The organism is Amycolatopsis sp. NPDC059235 (assembly GCF_042754125.1).
GTDB lineage: Bacteria > Actinomycetota > Actinomycetes > Mycobacteriales > Pseudonocardiaceae > Amycolatopsis > Amycolatopsis albidoflava.
Genome location: NZ_JBHZAG010000026.1, coordinates 1 through 18,384 on the forward strand (window position 1 = coordinate 1; position 18,384 = coordinate 18,384).

Sequence of the window (18,384 nt, forward strand, 5' to 3'; positions counted from 1 at the left end):
AAATGCGCCCCCGAGGTCCGTGAGGGGAACCCTGAGGGAATCAGAGTCCCTCAGGGTTCCCCTCACGGACTTTTCCCGGGAGCTGAGCCAGGCCGGGGTCGGGCCGGGGATTCAGGAAAGCCGCTCCAGCACCATCGCCATGCCCTGGCCCCCGCCGACGCACATCGTCTCGAGGCCGAACTGCTTGTCGTGGTGCTGCAGGGAGTTGATCAGCGTCGAGGTGATCCGCGCGCCGGTCATGCCGAACGGGTGGCCGACGGCGATCGCGCCGCCGTTGACGTTCAGCCGGTCGAGGTCGATGCCCAGGTCGCGGTAGGACGGGATGACCTGCGCGGCGAACGCCTCGTTGATCTCGACCAGGTCGATGTCCGAAATGGACAGTCCGGCGCGGGACAGCGCCTGCTTCGACGCCTCGACCGGGCCGTAGCCCATGATCTCCGGCGACAGTCCGGTGACGCCGGTGGACACGACGCGCGCCAGCGGCGTCAGGCCCAGCTCGCGCGCCTTCGTGTCGGACATGATCACGACAGCCGCGGCGCCGTCGTTGAGCGGGCAGCAGTTGCCCGCGGTGATCCGGCCGTCGGGGCGGAAGACCGGCTTCAGCCCGGACACGCCCTCGATCGTGACGCCCGCGCGCGGCCCGTCGTCCTTCGACACGACCGTGCCGTCCGGCAGCGTGACCGGCGTGATGTCCTTGGCCCAGAAGCCGTCCGCGATGGCCTTCTCGGCGAGGTTCTGTGACCGCACGCCGAATTCGTCCATCTCCTCGCGGGTGACGCCCTTGAGCCGCGCGAGGTTCTCCGCGGTCTGGCCCATCGCGATGTAGACGTCCGGGAGCTGCCCGTTCTCGCGCGGGTCCTGCCAGCTGTCCGCACCGGTCTCGGCGGTCGCCTTGGTGCGCGCCTCGGCGTCGGCGAACAGCGGGTTGTGCGTGTCCGGCCAGGAGTCGGAGCTGCCCTTGGCGAACCGCGACACGGCCTCGACGCCCGCCGAGATGAAGACGTCGCCCTCGCCCGCCTTGATCGCGTGCAGCGCCATCCGGGTGGTCTGCAAGCTGGAGGAGCAGTACCGGGTGATCGTGCAGCCGGGCAGGTGGTCGTAGCCGAGCTCGACGGCCACCGCGCGGCCCATGTTGAAGCCGGACTCGCCGCCGGGGAGCCCGCAGCCGAGCATCAGGTCGTCGATGTCGGCCGGGTCCAGCTGGGGCACCTTGTCCAGTGCCGCGCGCACCATCTGCACGGCGAGGTCGTCGGGGCGCATCCCGACCAAAGAGCCCTTCCCGGCGCGGCCGATCGGGGAGCGGGCAGTGGAGACGATGACGGCTTCGGGCATGACAGACACATCCTCGGGTCGGCGGCACTAAGCGGTTGCTCACCATCTTGCCGCCTCCGGCGTCCGTCCGAAAGCCGAAGGCGACATGCACCACCTTGCGTCCGTGGGAGGATTTCCGCCGTGACAGAGCGCAACCGGGTGTTGTCCACGCGCACGATCGCGTGGTGGGGGACCGGCATCGTGCTGCTCGCGGCCGTCGCGGCGGCGTTGCTGCTGTGGCTGCTCGGCGGCGGCACTCCGGCGGATTCGTCGCGGCTCGACGCGTTGCGCACGGCCTCGAGCATCGTCGTCGGGACCGGCGGCGCGGCCGCGCTCCTGCTCGCCGCGCGGCGGCAGCGGTCCGCGGAACTGGATCTGGAGCAGAAGGACCACGACGCGACCCAGCGCCGGATCACCGACATGTACGGCAAGGCCGCCGACCAGCTCGGCAGCGACAAGGCCCCGGTCCGGCTGGCCGGGCTGTACGCGCTCGAACGGCTCGCCCAGGACCACGCGGACCAGCGGCAGACCATCGTCAACGTCGTCTGCGCGTACCTGCGGATGCCCTTGGACGGCACGGCCGAAGAGACGCAGGTGCGCAAGGCCGCGCAGCGGATCCTGATGCTGCACCTGCGCCCGGGCGGCGGCGAGGAGCCGGCTGGGTCGTACTGGCCGGACATCGACCTCGACTTCTCCGGCGCGCGGCTCGTCGAGCTGACGCTCACCTACTGCCGGATCCGTTCCATCGTCTGCCACGAAACTACGTTCACTGAAGAATCAACCTTTTGTTACACCGAATTCCGCACCAAAGCGGATTTCACCGAAGCGACTTTCAAAGAACGCGCGGACTTCCGCGGCGTCGTCATCGGCGGCGAACGCGACGCATTCCGCGGCGCGAAGTTCGAAAAGCACGCGGAATTCGTCGAGGACGCGCGAGTCCGGCTGGCCGGAGCCCTCGCGAAACCCGGCTACCGCCGCGCCTGGCCCGCCGGCTGGGCGGAGGAGCCCGGCGACGACGGCTGGCTCCGCCTGGTCCCGCGCTAGCCGGTCCGGCACCCGTCTGTTTAGGCTGGTCGCGTGGAGTACGCAGAACACATCGTGGACCTCGTCGGCAACACCCCGCTGGTCAAGCTGAACTCGCTGACCAAGGGGCTCAAGCCGCTCGTGCTCGCCAAGGTCGAGTACGTCAACCCGGGCGGCAGCGTGAAGGACCGGATCGCGCTGCGGATGATCGAAGCCGCCGAGGCCTCCGGAGAGCTGCGCCCCGGCGGCACGATCGTGGAGCCCACCTCGGGCAACACCGGGGTCGGGCTCGCCATGGTCGCCCAGCGCAAGGGCTACCAGTGCGTGTTCGTCTGCCCGGACAAGGTGAGCGAGGACAAGCGCAACGTGCTGCGCGCGTACGGCGCCCGCGTCGTCGTGTGCCCGACCGCGGTCGCGCCGGAGCACCCCGACTCGTACTACAACGTGTCCGACCGGCTCGTGCGCGAGATCGAGGGCGCCTGGAAGCCCAACCAGTACGCCAACCCGGAGAACCCGGCCAGCCACTACCACTCCACCGGCCCGGAGATCTGGAAGCAGACCGACGGCAAGATCACCCACTTCGTCGCCGGCGTCGGCACCGGCGGCACGATCTCCGGCACCGGCAAGTTCCTGAAGGAGGTCAGCGACGGCCGCGTCCAGGTCGTCGGGGCTGATCCCGAGGGCTCGGTGTACTCCGGCGGCAGCGGACGGCCGTACCTGGTCGAGGGCGTCGGCGAGGACTTCTGGCCGGAGACCTACGACCGGAACGTCGCGGACCAGATCATCCCGGTCAGCGACGCGCACTCGTTCGAGACCACGCGCCGGCTCGCGACCGAGGAGGGCCTGCTGGTCGGCGGTTCGTGCGGGATGGCCGTGGCCGCCGCGCTGAAGCTGGCCGAGAACCTGACCGAGGACGACGTCGTGGTCGTGCTGCTGCCCGACGGCGGCCGCGGCTACCTCACCAAGGTCTTCAACGACGCCTGGATGTCGTCCTACGGCTTCCTCCCGCCGGATTCCTCCGGCGCGACGGTCGGCGACGTGCTGACCCGCAAGTCCGGCGCGCTGCCCAGCCTCGTGCACTCGCACCCGAACGAGACGGTCGCCGAGGCGGTGGCCATCCTGTCGGAATTCGGCGTGAGCCAGATGCCCGTGGTCAGCGCCGAACCGCCGGTGATGGCCGCCGAGGTGGTCGGCGCGGTCAACGAGCGCGACCTGCTCGACGCGCTGTTCACCGGCAAGGCCCAGTTGGCCGACCGGCTGGAGACGCACATGTCGCCGCCGCTGCCCACGATCGGGGCAGGCGAGCAGGTGAGCGCCGCGATGAAGGCGCTCGAAGGGGCCGACGGCGCGCTGGTGCTGATCGACGGCAAGCCGGCGGGCGTCGTCACCAGGCACGATTTGCTCGCGTTCCTCGCGGGCCGATAGGTCTAACCTCACGGCTGCCGGTCGGGGCGTCTTCGCGCGTCCCGGCCGGGCATCCGATAGCGTTACGGCCGAATAGAACTTTTTCGCGTCCTCGTCAAGGGGGTTCAAGACCCACATGAGTGCTCCGCAGCCACCGAACCAGCCCTGGGACGGCGGACAGCAGCCGCCGCAGGGCCCGTCGAGTGGTCCTACACCGCAGCAGGACAGTCCCTTCGGCGCGTCGGAGCCGACCCAGGTGGTCCAGCCGGGCCAGCCGCAGCAGCCTTCCCACGGCGGCGGCGCGTTCGGCGACACCCCGGAACCGACGCAGGTCGTGCAGCCGGGACAGCCGGCTGACGCGAACGCCACCCAGGTGGTCAACCCCGTGAGCGCCGAGGGCAACGCCGAGTCGACGCAGCTCGTCCCGCCGAGCCAGCAGCCGCAGAACATCCCGTACGCCCCGCCGCCGAGCGCCGCGGACAACCCGGCCGCGGTCGCCGGGTTCGGCGCCCCGCAGGGCTTCGGCCAGCCGGGTCAGCCCGGGCAGCCGGGTCAGCCTGGCCAGCCGCCGCAGGGCTTCGGCCAGCCGGGCGGGTACGACCAGGGCGGCTTCGGCGCTCCGCCGCAGGGCGCGTTCGGCCAGCCCGGGCAGCCGGGTCAGCCGGGCTTCGGCCAGCCCGCTCCGTTCGGCGCGTCCGCCGCGCCCGCGAGCGGCGGCGGCAACGCGCTGTACGGCTACATCGCCGGCGGCGTCACCGCGGTGCTCGCCCTGATCGCGCTGATCGTCTCGTTCAGCTACATGAGCGACACCAGCGACTACTCGAAGCTGTACGACAGCTCGAGCCGGTACCAGAAGCTGTTCGACGAGGCCGGTCTCGCTTCGCCGGGCACACTCTGGCTGTACGTGATCATGATCCTGGTCGGCGCGGTGGTCGCGCTGGCGGGCGGCGTCGCGCTGGCGATGGCCTCCCGGGCGGCCGTGATGCGCAAGCTCGCTCCGATCGCCGTGCTGGTCGGCGGCGTGCTGTTGCTGCTGTTCTCGATCCTGGCGAAGTCCGGGACGTCGGTCAGCAGCTCCTTCGCCGACAAGTACGGCGGCGCGGGTTCCAGCGCGACGAGCGGCGGCGGCATGCTGACGCTGATCCTCGGCATCATCATCCTGATCGTCGGCGTGGTCGCGATCATCCCGGCGACCTCGCAGTACGTCGGCCTCGGCTCGTCCTCGGGCGGCCCCGGCGGACCGGCAGGCCCCGGCGGACCGCAGCAGCCGGGCGGCTTCGGCGGCGGACAGCCGGGCTTCGGCCAGCCGCAGCCGGGCGGGTTCCCGCCTCCGGGCGGACCCAACCCGAGCAGCGGGGGCTTCCCGCAGCCGGGCGGTCCGAACCCGGGCAGCGGCGCGAACCCGCAGCCGGGCTTCGGGCAGCAGCCGCCTCCCGGCTACGGCCAGCCGGGCCAGCAGCCGGGTTACGGCCAGCCGCCGCAGCAGCCGGGCGGTTTCGGCCAGCCGGGCCAGTACCCGCCGCCGGGCGGGCAGCAGCCGCCTCCCGGTTACGGCCAGCCGGGCCAGCAGCCGCCGCAGCAGTGGTGAGCCGCTGAATTTCCGCGAAGGGCGCCTCCGTCTCACGACGGCGGCGCCCTTCGTCGTTTCCGGTCTCTTTTTCGCGGGATTCCGGGAAAGGTGGTGGCCTTTTCCCGGCCGTTCCGGCAGCCGGGGGAATTGCGGCGCACATGCGCTCAAGCCGGTCCCCAATCGCGCATTTCCGGGCTAGGGTGAGCGCCGTCCGAATCGCCTTCCCAGCCCGAGGGGGACCTCCCGTGAGCGGCCTGCACGGACTTCCGGCACGGCAGCGGGAACGGGAATCGCCCGCGGCGGATCCGGTGCCGTACCGGCCGAACGGGAGCACCGCGATCGCCGCCGCGTTGTTCGGGCTCATCGCCGCCGCGACGTCCGGCTATCTTCCGGCAAGGCTGTTCCTCGACATTCCGTCCGGGTTCAGCCTCGGCGACCTCTCGCCGCTGACCCTCGCCGATCTCGCCGCGTACCTGGGCGCTTCGCTGGTCTTGCTGATCGGCGCGATCGCGACCTTTTTCCGTGCGACAGCAGGAGCTGTGCTGCTGATCGCGGGCGCGTTGCTCGCACTCGGCGCGCTTCTGCTGGAGCCTGCGCTCGGTGGTTCCCCGGCGTACGTCGACTACTTCCGGACGTTGCTGCGCTTCGAGAATTTCGCCGCGCTCGACCGCGTCGCGCTGACGGCCGCGGTGCTGCTGGTGCTCGTGTTCGCGGGGTTGCCGCGGACCTTCGGCTACCTGCGTTATCGCGTACCCGTGGTGCCTGCTTCGTCACCGTCGCGACAGTGGTAAATCCGCCCCGAAAACGGGGCGGGCCTGGCACGATACAGGCATTCCACCCGCCGCCCGGCGGGAACAGAAATACCGAGGACTCCCCGTGACCTACCCCCAGAACCCGCAGGATCAGCAGCCGCAGAGCGGCCCGTTCCCCGGGCAGCCCTACCCGGCGAGCCAGCCGACGCCGGCGCAGCCGTACCCCGGTGCGCCGCAGCAGCCGTTCGCCCCGCCGGCCGCCGGGCAGCCGTACCCGGCCTACGCGGGCGGGCCTGGCGTGTACCAGCCGAAACCGAACGGCGCGACCGCGATCATCGCGGGGATTCTCGCGATCCTCGGCGGCGTTTTCGCGATCATCGCGGTCATCGCCTCGGTCGTGGTGATCTCGAACATCGACACGTTGCTCTGGCAGTTCTACCTGACGCTGGTCGTCGAGGCGGCCCTCGTCGGCCTGCTGTTCTACGGCGGCATCGGCCTGTTCCTGCACAAGCCGTCCGCGCGGCTGTGCACGATTGTCGGCTGTGGGCTGGCGATCGCGTTCCAAATCGTGTCGATCATCATCTTCTCGGCCGCGACCTCGGGTTTCCACGGCAGCAGCAGCGCGCAGATTCTGGGCGCGGGCATCGGTGCCACGCTGGTCAGGCTGATCCCGCCGGTCGCGACCCTGGTGCTGGCGATCGTGAAGCCGACCGTCGACTGGGTCAACTACCGTCCGGGCGCGCCCGCGCAGCAGGGCGCGTACCCGCCGCCGCAGAGCTGGTGACCGCGGGGCTGCCGGTGCGGGTTTGTACCGGCAGCCTCTCCCGCATGGTGAGTTGGCTCCCAGCTGATGGGATTGTCGGGGGTGCCCCGTACCCTGGGAACCATGGCCGACGACTACTCCGTCCTGGGTTTTGAAACACGCGCGATCCACGCCGGGCAGCAGCCCGATCCCCGCACGGGTGCCGTCATCGTGCCGATTTACCAAACGTCCACGTACGCGCAGGACGGCGTAGGCGGCACCCGCGAGGGCGGCTACGAGTACTCGCGCACCGCGAACCCCACGCGGACCGCGCTGGAGGAAGCCCTCGCCTCGCTCGAGGGAGCCCGGCACACGCTGGCGTTCGCGTCCGGCATGGCGGCGTCGGACGCGGTGCTGCGCACGGTCCTGCGCCCCGGCGACCACCTGGTGCTTGGCAACGACGCGTACGGCGGCACGTTCCGGCTGATCGACAAGGTGCTCAGCCTGTGGGGCGTCGAGCACACGGTGGCCGACCTGAGCCGCATCGACGACGTACGGGCCGCGATGCGTCCGGAGACCAAGCTGATCTGGTGCGAGTCGCCGACCAACCCGCTGCTGGGCATCGCCGACATCGCCGCGCTGGCCGGTGCCGCCCACGACGCGGGCGCCCGGCTGGTCGTGGACAACACCTTCGCGACGCCGTACCTGCAAACCCCGCTGGCCCTCGGCGCGGACATCGTGGTGCACTCGACCACCAAGTACCTGGGCGGCCACTCAGACGTCGTCGGCGGTGCGGTCGTCACCAACGAGGACGAACTGCGCGAGCAGCTCTTCTACCTGCGCAACGCCGCCGGTGCCGTCCCCGGCCCGTTCGACGCGTGGCTGACCCTGCGTGGTCTCAAGACGCTGGCCCTGCGGATGGAACGGCACAGCGACAACGCCGATTTGGTCGCCCGCACGCTGGCGAAGCACCCGAAGGTCACCAAGGTCTACTACCCCGGCCTCCCGGAACACCCCGGCCACGAGGTAGCGGCGAAGCAGATGCGCCGCTTCGGCGGAATGGTGTCGTTCCGCGTGGCGGGCGGCGAGGAAGCCGCACTGGAGGTCGCGTCCAGGACGAAGCTGTTCGTGCTGGCGGAGTCGCTGGGCGGGATCGAAAGCCTGATCGAGCACCCGGGGAAGATGACGCACGCCTCGACGGCAGGCTCGACGCTGGAAGTCCCGGAAGACCTGATCCGGCTCTCGGTGGGCATCGAGGACGGCCGCGATCTGGTGGCCGACCTTACGCAGGCGCTGGGCTGATCTTTTCTTCTTTGGACGGGGCACTGGGCTGGTTTCCGGTGCCCCGTCCCTAGGTGGGGTTCGTCCTCAACGGCAGCCGAATCCGGAGTCCAGTGCGCGGCTTCAGATGAGATTGCTTGGCCCAAAGCTGCTCGCACGGCCCGAGTTCTCGTTCGTCCTGCGGCGACCCCGGCAGCCGGACTCCGCTGCCTCAGCGAATCCGGCGTGAGCCTTCGGCAGACCTCGCTACGACCGAAGTGGTCCGTCACGCGCGACCCGGTGCGTGGCTTCGGCCGGAGTCTGCCTGGTCAAAGCCGTTTGCCGTACCCGGTTCTTGCTCGTTTCGGGGCGGTTCGGCGGTGGAACCTTGCTAATTCGCTGTCTCGGCGAATCGCGTGTGGGGTTTCGGTGGAGCTTGCCGTGGTTGAATCGGCCCGTTGCGCGGGATCTGGTGCGTGGCTTCAGCCGGAGTCTGCCTGGTCAGAGCCGCTTGCCGTACCCGGTTCTTGCTTGTTTCCGGGCGCTTCGGCGGCGGAACCTCGCTAATTCGCCGTCTCGGCGAATCCCGCGTGGGGTTTCGGTGGAGCTTGCCGTGGTTGAATCGGCCCGTCGCGCGGGATCTGGTGCGTGGCTTCGGCCGAAGTCTCCCCGGTCAAAGCCGTTTGCCGCATCCATCTCTCCGGCGGCAGGGTTCTGTTGGATTCGTAGCCTCAGCGAATCCCAGGCGAGCTTTCGGTGGAGCCTGCCGTGGTCGACCGGCCATCGCGCGGAATCTGGTGCGTGGCTTCGGCTCAACCCCTCGGTCAACCGCTGTCCGCCGCGCTGAGTTCTTGCCCGTTCCCAGGCGCTCCGGCCAAACCTGCCACCGCGGCGAACAATTTCCCCATCTCGCCTAACCCCAGCACCACCGAGCCAAACCGGCCCGCGGCCAGCCTCAGGGCTTGCTGTTCTCCGGCATCGCATTGGCCTGCCGGGTCCCGGTCGTCGCCGGGAGTTCGGTGCCGTTCACGCAGCCGCCGACCAGTTCGATGTGGTTGTCGTGCCGGATGTACTGGGCGGGGCCGGTGCAGGCGGCCGCTTCGACCGTCGCGAAGGCGGCTCCGGTGAGGGCCACCGCGGAGAGGATGCCCGCGGCTAGCGGCAGCAGACCGGTGCGGGACTGGGCTCGGGACTTGGCCCGGGCGGTGGTCCCGTGCTGCGCGCGTGCCATGGTCGCACTCCCTGATCATGTGTGGCTGCCGTTATCAGGGTACCGGTCCGGCGGGCGGCGCACCCCGGCCGTCCGTCGGTGGCATCATCGGCGCCATGGAACTGGTCAGCGTCGAGCGCATCCAGGAAGCTCGGAAGCTTCTCGAGGGCATCACCCGCGTCACGCCGATGGAGCACGCCCGCGACCTGCGCCGGCCGCACGGCGGACCGGTGTACCTCAAGTGCGAGAACCTGCAGCGCACCGGCTCTTTCAAGATCCGCGGCGCCTACACCCGCATCCACGGCCTGACCGCCGAGGAACGCGCGCGCGGCGTCGTCGCGGCCAGCGCCGGCAACCACGCGCAGGGGGTCGCGCTGGCGTCGTCGCTGCTCGGCATTTCCTCGACCGTCTTCATGCCGCTGCGTGCGCCGCTGCCGAAACTCGCCGCGACCCGCGGTTACGGCGCGGAGGTCCATCTCCACGGTGCTGTCGTCGACGAAACCCTCGCCGAGGCCATCGCGTTCTCGGAGCGCACCGGCGCGGTTTTCATCCACCCGTTCGACCACGCCGACGTCATCGCCGGCCAGGGCACCGTCGGCCTGGAGATTCTCGAACAGGTGCCAGGAGTGAAAACGATCCTCGTCCCGACGGGCGGCGGCGGGCTAGTCGGCGGGGTCGGGGCCGCGGTGAAGGCGCTGCATCCGGACATCCGGGTGATCGGCGTCCAGGCCGAGGACGCCGCCGCGTATCCGTCGTCGCTGGAGGCAGGCGCGCCGGTCCGGCTGCGTGAGGTGCACACGATGGCGGACGGCATCGCGGTCGGCGAACCGGGCAAAATCAGTTACGCGCACGTCCAGTCGCTGGTCGACGACGTCGTGACGGTCACCGAGGAATCCTTGTCTCGTGCGGTATTGCTGTGCCTCGAGCGGCGAAAGCTGGTCGTGGAACCGGCCGGTGCCGCTTCAATGGCCGCGCTGCTGCAGCACCCCGGCGCGTTCGAGCCGCCGGTGGTGGCGATCCTCTCCGGCGGCAACGTGGATCCCGTGCTGCTGCAACAGATCATCCAACACGGCATGACCGCCGGCGGCCGCTACCTGAAGCTGCACCTGCGCGTGCCGGACCGTCCAGGCTCGCTGGTTTCGGTGCTGTCGTGCGTGAAGGAGCTGGGCGCGAACGTCCTCGACGTCGAGCACTCCCGCATCTCCGGCAGCCTCGCCCTGGGCGAGGTCGACGTCGCTCTTGCCCTGGAAACCCGCGGCCCGGAGCACTGCAAGGACGTCGAAGCCGCCCTCGCCGACGCCGGGTTCACGATCGTCCCCTGACTGTCTACTGTGGACTCTCCGGCAGCCGGAGGCTGAACCACAGCGGGAGGTAGTCCTCGTCGCGCGGGTAAAGCTCCTGGTCCAGGGCGTAATCCTCGGGCCGGGGAGGCGTGTGGAAGGCCGGCTCGTCGTCCTCGTTGAAGCTGGCCTGGTAACTCGACGGCGGGTCGATGGCCAGCGAGAGCGTGTACCAGGTGCCCCGGCCTTGGACGTACTTGCTGCGCCGCAGCTGCGCCAACGGCCTCGACAGCTCCCGCGCGACGGGCACCTGCTGCGTGCTGCCGTCGGCCATCCGCGCGCCGCACGCGAGGTTCGCGTGCCTGCCCAACGCCATGAAGTCGAACACGATCCGCTGCCACCCCTGCGGGGCAGCCGCGACGAGCGCCGCCGAGATCTCGCTCAGCAACTCGTCAGGATCCTGTAGTGCACTGGGCTGCTCCGGACGACTCTCCTCAGCGGGCGGGCTGGTCATCGCCGCCAGCATCCGCTGCTGCGTCGCCTCGTCCACCTCGGGCACGGTGTAGTTGGCCGCCCGGATGTGCTCGACCAGCTCCGGATCCGGAGAAATCCCGTGCTCACGCAGGTAATAGCCGACCGCGCCGGGCCACACCCAGCTGCCGTCGGTCCGGAAATTCAGCGGAACAGCGTCCGTGCGGGACGGATCGAAGGCGTCGGTGTCGTTGCTGCGGGACGCCAGGATGACCGGTGCGCTGTCGAGATAAGACAGAACGCGCTCACGTTCCTCCGGCGACAACGCTTCCCGCTCGACGACCGGATTCCCCGCCTCGTCGAACCGGTCATAGACGCGCGGAGTGCGCAACTCGCCTGCCTGGCCCGCGGCGGTCGCTGATTCCCCTTGTTCCCCTTGGGCGACAACGGATTCCGGCACGGAAGCAGTCGATAGTGCTTCTGCGGCAACCTCGTCAGCTGCTGCTTCCGGCCCGGAAGTTTCCGCAGCGATCCCGGCCGCCGCGACTTCGCTGGGCTCGGACTGCGCCTCGTCGCCAACCGACGCCGGGACAGCGACTGCTGTTTCCGCGAGCGATGGGGAGACGGCCTGCTCCGCGTCGGGCAGCGGAGGGGAGGTGATGGGTTCGTCAATGGGGAGTGCGGGGATGGGTTGCGCAGGGTCTGCAGGTTGGCCTGCTTCGGGCAGTGGCGTGTGGGGCTCGTGGACGGGGAGCGCTGTCACCGGCTGGGCAGCGTCCGCGGCCTGTTCGGTGCCGGGCAGCGGTGGGGGCGTGGTGGGTTCGTCGACGGGGAGCGCGGGAATGGATTGCGCAGAGTCTGCGGGCTGGCCTGCCTCGGGCAGGGGCGCGTTGTCGTCCATGGGAAGCGCCCGAGCGGGCGTCTCCGCGTCCGCGGCCTGTTCTGCACCGGGCAGTGACGGGGGCGCGTTGGGTTCGTCCACCGGGAGCGCCGGAACAGGCTGCGCGATATCTGCGGCCGGTCCTGCGCCGGGCAGCGGTGGGGGCGTGTTGGGCTGGTCGACCGGGATCGCGGGAGCAGATTGCTCAGCATCCGCGGCCTGTTCGGTACCGGGCAGCGGTGGAGGCGTCGCAGGCCCTGTCGAGGGCACCGGGTTTTCCACGCCCGGCAAGGGCGGCGGGACCTGCCCCGAGTCCGGCAGGGGCGGCGGGACTTGCCCTGAATCCGGCAGGGGCGGCGGGACTTGCCCTGAATCCGGCAAGGGCGGAGGTACCGCAGGGCCCGAGCCGGGGACGTGCGGCGGAACCGGCTGTCCAGCACCAGAACCAGCAGCAACACCAGCACCAGCACCGGCAGGCGGCGGCGTCGGACCGCCCGCGCCCGGAACCGCCGGAGGAGGTACCGCCGAACCGGCCCGATGGCGTAGCCACGGCGGCACAAACCGGTCCTCGCGCGGGAAAAACCGCAGTTCGTCCTGGAAGCCGATTGGCGGCGGGATTTGCCGCCAGCGTGGTTCGGCGTCCGGTTGGTAGTCCGTGAACGGCGGCCGCTGCGGCGAGAACACCAGGGTCGCGCTCAGCCACGTGCCGCGGCCCGGCTGGTACATCCCGGTGCGCAGTGCGCCGAACAGCCGCGGCAGCTCCGGATGCGGCTGGACCGGGTAGGTCCGGTTGTCCGGGGCGAGGACGTTGACGTCCACTTCCACATGTCGTCCCGCGGCGCGGCAGACGACCTGCAGCTGCTGCCAGCCCGCGGGCAGCGCGGCCGCGGCCGCCTGGCCGATCTGCTGGACGAGGTCCTGCTGCTGGGCAGGACTGAGCGGCACCGGTGGCCGGGTCATGGTTTCTGCGGCTCCTCGCCGGGCGAACGCGTCATTTCCGTCAACTGTTCCGCGGCGGGCGGATGCCCGCGAGCAGGTTGGCCGGCGTGTAACCAGACTGCACGTCGAACGTCATGCCGACCGAGCGGGCGAGCACGGCCACCGCGAGCGGGGCCAGCGCGAGGAACCCGTCGGGATCGTCGGCGCGGTCCTCGGCGGTCCAGTACTCGCGGTGCCGTTCCAGCGCGGCGACGAACGCGTCGGCGAACTTCTCGTTGTCCCGGCGCAGCACGTAGTAGAACATCCGGATCGGCGGGTACACGAGCTGCAGCATCGCCGCGGGCGGCGTGTACTGCGCGGTGTCCGGGTCGGTGCCGTCCATCGCGGGCAGGAACATCTCCGGGGTGACCTCGCGGTGCGCGAGGAACGTCTGCAGCGTTTCGACCCACGGGTACATGTAGGCGTCGTGTTCGATGCCCGAGGCGCGCAGCACGTCGAGCGGCACGGCGGCCAGTTGCTGGATCAGCACGTCGTCCCGCTGGATCACGGCGAGCCACGCCGCGGTCAGCCACGCGCCCGGGTCCGTGCGTTCGGTGGGGCCGGTGGCCGCGAAGCGCCGCGGGCGGCCGATCACCGCGTCGACCTCCTGGCCTTCCGGTGCGTTCGCCGCGGCGAAGGCGGCAGCCGCGGCTTGTGCGGCGAGGGCGAGGTCGCCCCACGTGTCCGGGTCCTCGGCGTCCGGGTCGACCACGCTGCGGTACTGCCCGAGCATCAGCTCCCGGCGCAGGACGTTCGCCAGCGCGCTGGTGTCCTGCGTGATGTAGTCGAAGTAGAAGGCCACCTGCGGCGACAGCTTCTCGATCTGCTTCCACGCGACGGTGACGTCGACGGAATGCCTGGGGACGGTGGTCATCGATCTCATTCCTCACCGGATGCCGGAGTCATCGGCGACTCGTAGTCGTAACCGTTGAACGGCTTGTAGTCGTAGCCGCTGTTCGTGTGCCTCGGCCCGGACTGGTCGACCAACGCCCGCACCTCCACATAGTCGAGCCTCTTCTGGAGCTTCGCACGTTCGAGCGCGTCCGCGAGGTCGGGGTCGGTGCGCGCGATCGCCTTCACCGTGTCGTCGAAGTACTTCGGGTGGCCTTGGCGGTACGTCCGGTTGTCCGCGTGCACGTAGCGGCTGCTGGGCTTGCCGCCCGGCCCCTTGGCCTCGTGCACGAGGTAGTGCGGTTCTCCGCCGTTGTGGTAGTCGACTTCCCAGATGTGGTCGAACTTGCTGTTGCCCCGCACGCCGCCGTCGGTCGCGTGGCGCGGGGTGATGTCCGCGCGGACGTTCCCGTCGCCGTCGACGACCTGGTAGCGGTGACTCCCCTCCGGCGCGTCCGGATGTTCGCGGACGTCGAAGTTCTGGCCCGGATGGGCCTCGGTGAATTCACGGTGCACGCGATCGCGCACCGCGTGGCCGGAAGCTTCCTCGCCGAGGTCCTCCGACGCCCGGTTCTTCGCGTTGTGCGCGTCTGTCCAATCGGGAGAGTCGGTGGGGGTGTCCTTGAGGTCGTTGTACTTGGTTTCGCGATCGCGGACCTTCTCGTCGATCGCGTCGTAGTCCTTGTCCCGCCAGTTCGACGTGTCCGAGTGCGTTCCGGGAACGTGCTGTTCGCCGGCGTCGTGGTGCTGGCCGTCGCCGGAGTCGTGACCGTTGTGATGCCCGGCCCCGGTGTCGCCGCCGCCGTGGTGCTGGCCGTTTCCGGTGTCGTGCCCGCCGTTCCCGTCGTAGTCGCGGTGCGGCGCGTGGGTGGTCGACCGCGCTTCGTCGAACCCGAGGAACTCCGCGGCGGGCCGGTCGTTCTTGAACACCGGTTTGCCGTCGACGAGGTCGACCGGGTGCGGCGGGTTCGCCGGATCGGCCTCGGAGTGCTTGATCCGCAGCTCCTTGCGCCCGGTGGTCTGGTCGGTCCACTCGTAGTAGTGCTTCTTCATGTACTCCGGGTCGGCGAGGTTTTCCCTCGGAGTGCGGCCGTCGGGGCCGGGTCGGTCGCGCCAGTCGAGGCCGTCGTCGTCCCCGTCTTCGCCGCGGTGGCGGGAGCTGTCGGCGTCGACGCCGTGCGGGTCGTGGTGCTTGCCGTCCGGAGCGAAACCGTCGTCGCCGACGCGGTGTGCCGTGCCGTCGGGACGGTGCACCGACCATTCGCCGTCCGGCGGGATCCGCGGCCGCATCCGTCCGTCGGGGCCGATTTCGTAGTCGGAGGAGAAGACGTGGCCGTTCGAGTCGGTCCACGCCGGCTTGCTCGGCGCCATCACCTCGGTGTCGAGGTCGCGCGAGAGCCGGTGCGCGAAGTCGTTCGACCCCGCGTCGCAGCCGATCAGCCGGATCGGCCCGCCGTCGTAGTTTCCGTTGCGCCGCAGGATGTCGGCGAACTCCTCCGGCGTGTACAGCCGGTCGCCGATGCGGGCGTGGCCGTCCGCCGTGACGTGCACGTCCACCGTGTACCGCCCGTCCGGGTCCGGCTGGACGCGGTGCGGCAGGTCGCCGAGCTCCGGATCGTCGCGGTGGTACGAGCTGCCCGCCGGGGTGTCCTCGGCGTGCCGGTGGTTGACCTCGTCCGGCGACAGCGGCTCGTCGTGGTGCGGCGGAGTGCCGTCGTGGTCCGGGTTGTCGTGGTGGTTCGACCCGTCCGAGTCGGGGTGCTTCGGGTCGTGCTGCTCCGGCTTGGGCCCGGACGCGTCGTGGTCCGGCTTAGGCTCGGACTTGTCGTTGCCCGGCTTGCTTTCCGCGTCCTCGTGCTGCCCCGGCTTCTTGTTCGGCTCGGCGTTCTCGGGTTTGCCCGGCTTGTCGCCGTCCTTCGGCTTCCCGGACTCGTCGGCGTTCGGTTTGCCGTTCTGCGCCGGGGATTCCTTCCCCGTCCGTTGCGGACTGTTGGCGTCACCAGGTTTGGCCGGTGCGTCGGTACGCGCACCACCACGTGCGACGGGTTCGGGGGAGCCGTCCGGACGCCGCGCGCCGCCGCCTGCCTCCGGGCCGCGCTGGCCTCCTACCGGACCGGTCGCGACCGCGGCCGCGGCCGGGGGTGCGGAGCCGTCGCCGGACCCGCGGTTCGCCGATGAGGGCGATCCGCCGCCGGACGTCGGTGCGGGCTCCGAACGGCCGAGACCTGGCTCGGTACCAGGGCGTTTGGGCTGTCCGGCCTCGCCGCCGTCGCCGGGACGCTGCGGGCCGCCGCTCGACGAATCCGACGGACGCTGCGGCGAAGAACCCCCGCCGCCCTCGGAAGGCCGCTGCGTGGAGTCGCCAGTGCGCTGCGGAGACGAGCCACCGTCGGAAGGCCGCTGCGGAGTCGAACCGCCCTCCGAAGGACGCTGCGGCGAAGAACCACCGTCACTGGGACGCTGCGGCCCAGGCCCGGAACGATCCGGCGTACGGCTCGGCCCGCCGCTGTCCGAAGGGCTCGGACCGCCGCTCGGCCGCCGACCCGAGGGACCGCTGTCCGGAACCCGGTTCGGTGCCACCTCGGGAGCGCGCGTCCCCGGCGTCCCGGTCCAGCCACTGCCGCTGGGCCGAGGAGCCGGGCTGCCGCCACCGGCCGGGGCGCTGGTCGGGCTGCCGCCACCGCCCTGCTGCGGAACTCCGCCGCCAGCCGGACTCTGGTTCGGCGAGGAACCGCCCCCGTCATTCGACCGAAGGTGTTGCGGGGGAGCGGATTGCGGAGCGGGAGCGTCCGCGCGAGGCGGGGCGTACCCGCTCGCCGACGTCGAGTCGCTGCTGCTCGAACGATGCGGGCTCGGCTCGCCGCCGCCGGAATGCGAGCCGCCGCCCGACGACGGCGACCCGCCGGAATGCGGAGCCCCGCTGGAATGCGGAGTGCTGGGCGGCGCGCTGACCGAGGACGGCCCGTCACTGTGCGCAGAGCTTTGCGGCGAGTAGGAACTGTCCGCGGGGCTGTCTCCGCCGCCGCGAGACGTCGGGCTCGAATCACCGGCGAGCGTCGACGGGCTGGAGTCGGGGTGGCTGCCGCCAGTGCTGTCGGAACCACGCCGGGTCGACGACGTCGCAGTGTCGATTGTGGACGGTCCGGTGCCGTCCGGCGACGAGGAATGCGAACCGCCCGGCGAAGACGGACTGTCGCTGCTCGGACTGTCGGATCCGTTGTGGCTGCTGGAATCGCCCGAGTGGTCGCCAGGCGCGTCGGAGCCGTCCGAACTGTTGTGGCTGCTGTTCGGGCCGTCGCCGTCAGCACCATCCGACCCGTTCGAACGGCGGGACCCGGACGGCGAGCCGGGATCCGCGTCGCCTTCGCCGGATCCGCCGTGATGACCGCCGCCGGAGCCGCCCGCCCCGCCCCCGCCGGAGCCGCCGCGATGGAAAAAGCCGCCCGCCTTGATGTTCTTCGTGCTGATCACGTCGAGGCCGGTGACCTTGCCCGCCAGCTTGCCCAGCACCTTGATGATCTTCGTGAAAACCTCGGCGAGCTTGCCGAGCAGCGGCGAGACGCGGCGCATCGTCTCGCACAGCTTCGTCAGCAGTTCGCTGATCTTCTCGCCCCATTTGGAGATCGCCGTGACGGCCTGCGCGACCACCAGCGGCGTCCCGAACCCGAGCGAGAACACCTCCTCCATGACCCAGGAGATCAGCTTGCCCACCAGGTCCGCGATGAGCTGCCGCACCAGGCCGCGCACGAAGGCGACGACCTGGCCCATGATCATCGTGACGGTGCCGATGGCGCTCGCGACCGTCGCCGCGCCGCCGATCGCGTCGGCCGCTTCCGCCGCGGACTTCCGGTAGGCGTCCGCGCCGTCGCCCTTCCACTCCGCGGTGCCGGTCTTGACCGCGTTCTCGAGGTCTTTCTGCCGTTCCTGCAACGATTTCGCGACGTTGCCCCAGGTGTCGGCATAGGACTGGATCACCGGCGGGTTGCCCGCGACCGAGTCCAGCATGTCCTTCAGCGGCTGCACGTGCTCCATCAGGAACGACGCCACCGACGACATCAGGTAGCCGAACGGGTCGATCGCCGCGCCCGCGATCTCGCCGGCCAGGCTCGCCACGCCGAGGCCGCCGGAAACCCAGTCGCCGTCCGCGATTCCCTTGAACGCGTCCGTCGCCGATTCGGCGATGTTGATGCCGGTGGCGTAGCCGTAGTCGCCGTTGCCCTCGGTGAAGGGCCCCGGCCCGTCGCCGTCCTTTTTGGACTGTGCGACCAGCGGATTGGCGTCGGGCATCAGTCGCTCGCCTTCATCGAACCGGCGGCTTCGCCTTCGTAGCTGTCGTACGCCTTCGCCGCGTCGCGCACCTTCTGCGCCTGCGCGTCCATCGCCGTGACGGTGTTCTCCAGCGCGTTGATCCCGTAGTTCTCGACCGGGTCGAGCATCATCCGGAACGGCTGGCAGAGAATGCCGTACGCGTCCGTGGGCATGCTGACCTGGTTCGCGGCGTCGACAGCCTGCTTCAGCCCGTCCGCGATCCCGTCGAGCTGACGGGCGTGCGCCTCGAGATCGCCGCCGATCTCATAACCCCTGGGTGCCATGGTTTTTCTTCCCCCTGGAA

Annotated in this window: 13 protein-coding genes; 7 read left to right on the forward strand and 6 right to left on the reverse strand. The window is 70.4% G+C overall.

The genetic code is table 11. The features are described from left to right. Positions 1-111: 111 nt before the first annotated feature. On the reverse strand, positions 112-1,332 hold the full coding sequence (locus ACFXI3_RS18940) for an acetyl-CoA C-acetyltransferase (RefSeq protein ID WP_378400813.1): 1,221 nt from the start codon (positions 1,330-1,332) through the stop codon (positions 112-114). A gap of 120 nt (positions 1,333-1,452) precedes the next feature. On the opposite strand from ACFXI3_RS18940, the gene ACFXI3_RS18945 reads away from it, so the two are divergent. From ACFXI3_RS18945 to ACFXI3_RS18970, 6 genes are all read left to right on the forward strand, one after another. Next, positions 1,453-2,355, forward strand: coding sequence for a pentapeptide repeat-containing protein (locus tag ACFXI3_RS18945; RefSeq protein WP_378400815.1), 903 nt, complete (start codon positions 1,453-1,455; stop codon positions 2,353-2,355). A gap of 33 nt (positions 2,356-2,388) precedes the next feature. Further along, positions 2,389-3,759, forward strand: a complete 1,371-nt coding sequence (locus ACFXI3_RS18950) for a cystathionine beta-synthase (protein ID WP_344279851.1) — start codon at positions 2,389-2,391, stop codon at positions 3,757-3,759. Between the two features lie 115 nt (positions 3,760-3,874). Next, positions 3,875-5,326, forward strand: a complete 1,452-nt coding sequence (locus ACFXI3_RS18955) for a hypothetical protein (protein ID WP_344279849.1) — start codon at positions 3,875-3,877, stop codon at positions 5,324-5,326. Between the two features lie 227 nt (positions 5,327-5,553). After that, complete coding sequence (locus ACFXI3_RS18960; protein ID WP_378400817.1) at positions 5,554-6,099, forward strand: hypothetical protein; 546 nt, start codon at positions 5,554-5,556, stop codon at positions 6,097-6,099. Between the two features lie 85 nt (positions 6,100-6,184). Continuing rightward, positions 6,185-6,844, forward strand: coding sequence for a hypothetical protein (locus ACFXI3_RS18965; RefSeq protein WP_378400819.1), 660 nt, complete (start codon positions 6,185-6,187; stop codon positions 6,842-6,844). 102 nt (positions 6,845-6,946) lie between these two features. Beyond that, positions 6,947-8,104 (forward strand): cystathionine gamma-synthase, encoded by a 1,158-nt coding sequence (locus ACFXI3_RS18970; RefSeq protein ID WP_344279839.1) that lies wholly within the window; start codon positions 6,947-6,949, stop codon positions 8,102-8,104. A 913-nt stretch (positions 8,105-9,017) separates the two neighbouring features. Here ACFXI3_RS18970 and ACFXI3_RS18975 read toward each other — a convergent pair. After that, complete coding sequence (locus ACFXI3_RS18975; protein ID WP_344278085.1) at positions 9,018-9,293, reverse strand: hypothetical protein; 276 nt, start codon at positions 9,291-9,293, stop codon at positions 9,018-9,020. 95 nt (positions 9,294-9,388) lie between these two features. Between ACFXI3_RS18975 and ilvA the strand changes: the two genes are divergently transcribed. Beyond that, positions 9,389-10,594: a threonine ammonia-lyase gene (ilvA, locus tag ACFXI3_RS18980; RefSeq protein WP_344278088.1), complete on the forward strand. Its 1,206-nt coding sequence runs from the start codon at positions 9,389-9,391 to the stop codon at positions 10,592-10,594. Positions 10,595-10,598: 4 nt separating this feature from the next. On the opposite strand, the gene ACFXI3_RS18985 is transcribed toward ilvA, so the two are convergent. Genes ACFXI3_RS18985 through ACFXI3_RS19000 form a run of 4 tightly spaced genes read right to left on the reverse strand, consistent with a single transcriptional unit; the run spans position 10,599 to position 18,364 of the window. Then, positions 10,599-12,863 carry a hypothetical protein gene (locus ACFXI3_RS18985; RefSeq protein WP_378400822.1) on the reverse strand — a complete coding sequence of 755 codons (2,265 nt, stop codon included), beginning with the start codon at positions 12,861-12,863 and terminating at the stop codon, positions 10,599-10,601. Positions 12,864-12,903: 40 nt separating this feature from the next. Further along, a complete protein-coding gene (locus tag ACFXI3_RS18990) occupies positions 12,904-13,755 on the reverse strand; it encodes an immunity 49 family protein (RefSeq protein WP_344278091.1) in 852 nt (283 codons plus the stop codon). Between the two features lie 5 nt (positions 13,756-13,760). After that, positions 13,761-18,059 carry a hypothetical protein gene (locus ACFXI3_RS18995; RefSeq protein WP_378400824.1) on the reverse strand — a complete coding sequence of 1,433 codons (4,299 nt, stop codon included), beginning with the start codon at positions 18,057-18,059 and terminating at the stop codon, positions 13,761-13,763. Further along, positions 18,059-18,364 (reverse strand): type VII secretion target, encoded by a 306-nt coding sequence (locus tag ACFXI3_RS19000; protein WP_116206174.1) that lies wholly within the window; start codon positions 18,362-18,364, stop codon positions 18,059-18,061. Before ACFXI3_RS19000 ends, ACFXI3_RS18995 begins: the two co-directional genes overlap by 1 nt. Between the last annotated feature and the right edge of the window lie 20 nt (positions 18,365-18,384).

Coding starts and splice junctions, on each gene's coding strand:
- ACFXI3_RS18990 (WP_344278091.1), bottom strand. CDS start 13,755: ATGACCACCGTCCCCAGGCATTCCGTCGACGTCACCGTCGCGTGGAAG.
- ACFXI3_RS19000 (WP_116206174.1), bottom strand. CDS start 18,364: ATGGCACCCAGGGGTTATGAGATCGGCGGCGATCTCGAGGCGCACGCC.
- ACFXI3_RS18940 (WP_378400813.1), bottom strand. CDS start 1,332: ATGCCCGAAGCCGTCATCGTCTCCACTGCCCGCTCCCCGATCGGCCGC.
- ACFXI3_RS18975 (WP_344278085.1), bottom strand. CDS start 9,293: ATGGCACGCGCGCAGCACGGGACCACCGCCCGGGCCAAGTCCCGAGCC.
- ACFXI3_RS18985 (WP_378400822.1), bottom strand. CDS start 12,863: ATGACCCGGCCACCGGTGCCGCTCAGTCCTGCCCAGCAGCAGGACCTC.
- ilvA (WP_344278088.1), top strand. CDS start 9,389: ATGGAACTGGTCAGCGTCGAGCGCATCCAGGAAGCTCGGAAGCTTCTC.
- ACFXI3_RS18995 (WP_378400824.1), bottom strand. CDS start 18,059: ATGCCCGACGCCAATCCGCTGGTCGCACAGTCCAAAAAGGACGGCGAC.
- ACFXI3_RS18970 (WP_344279839.1), top strand. CDS start 6,947: ATGGCCGACGACTACTCCGTCCTGGGTTTTGAAACACGCGCGATCCAC.
- ACFXI3_RS18955 (WP_344279849.1), top strand. CDS start 3,875: ATGAGTGCTCCGCAGCCACCGAACCAGCCCTGGGACGGCGGACAGCAG.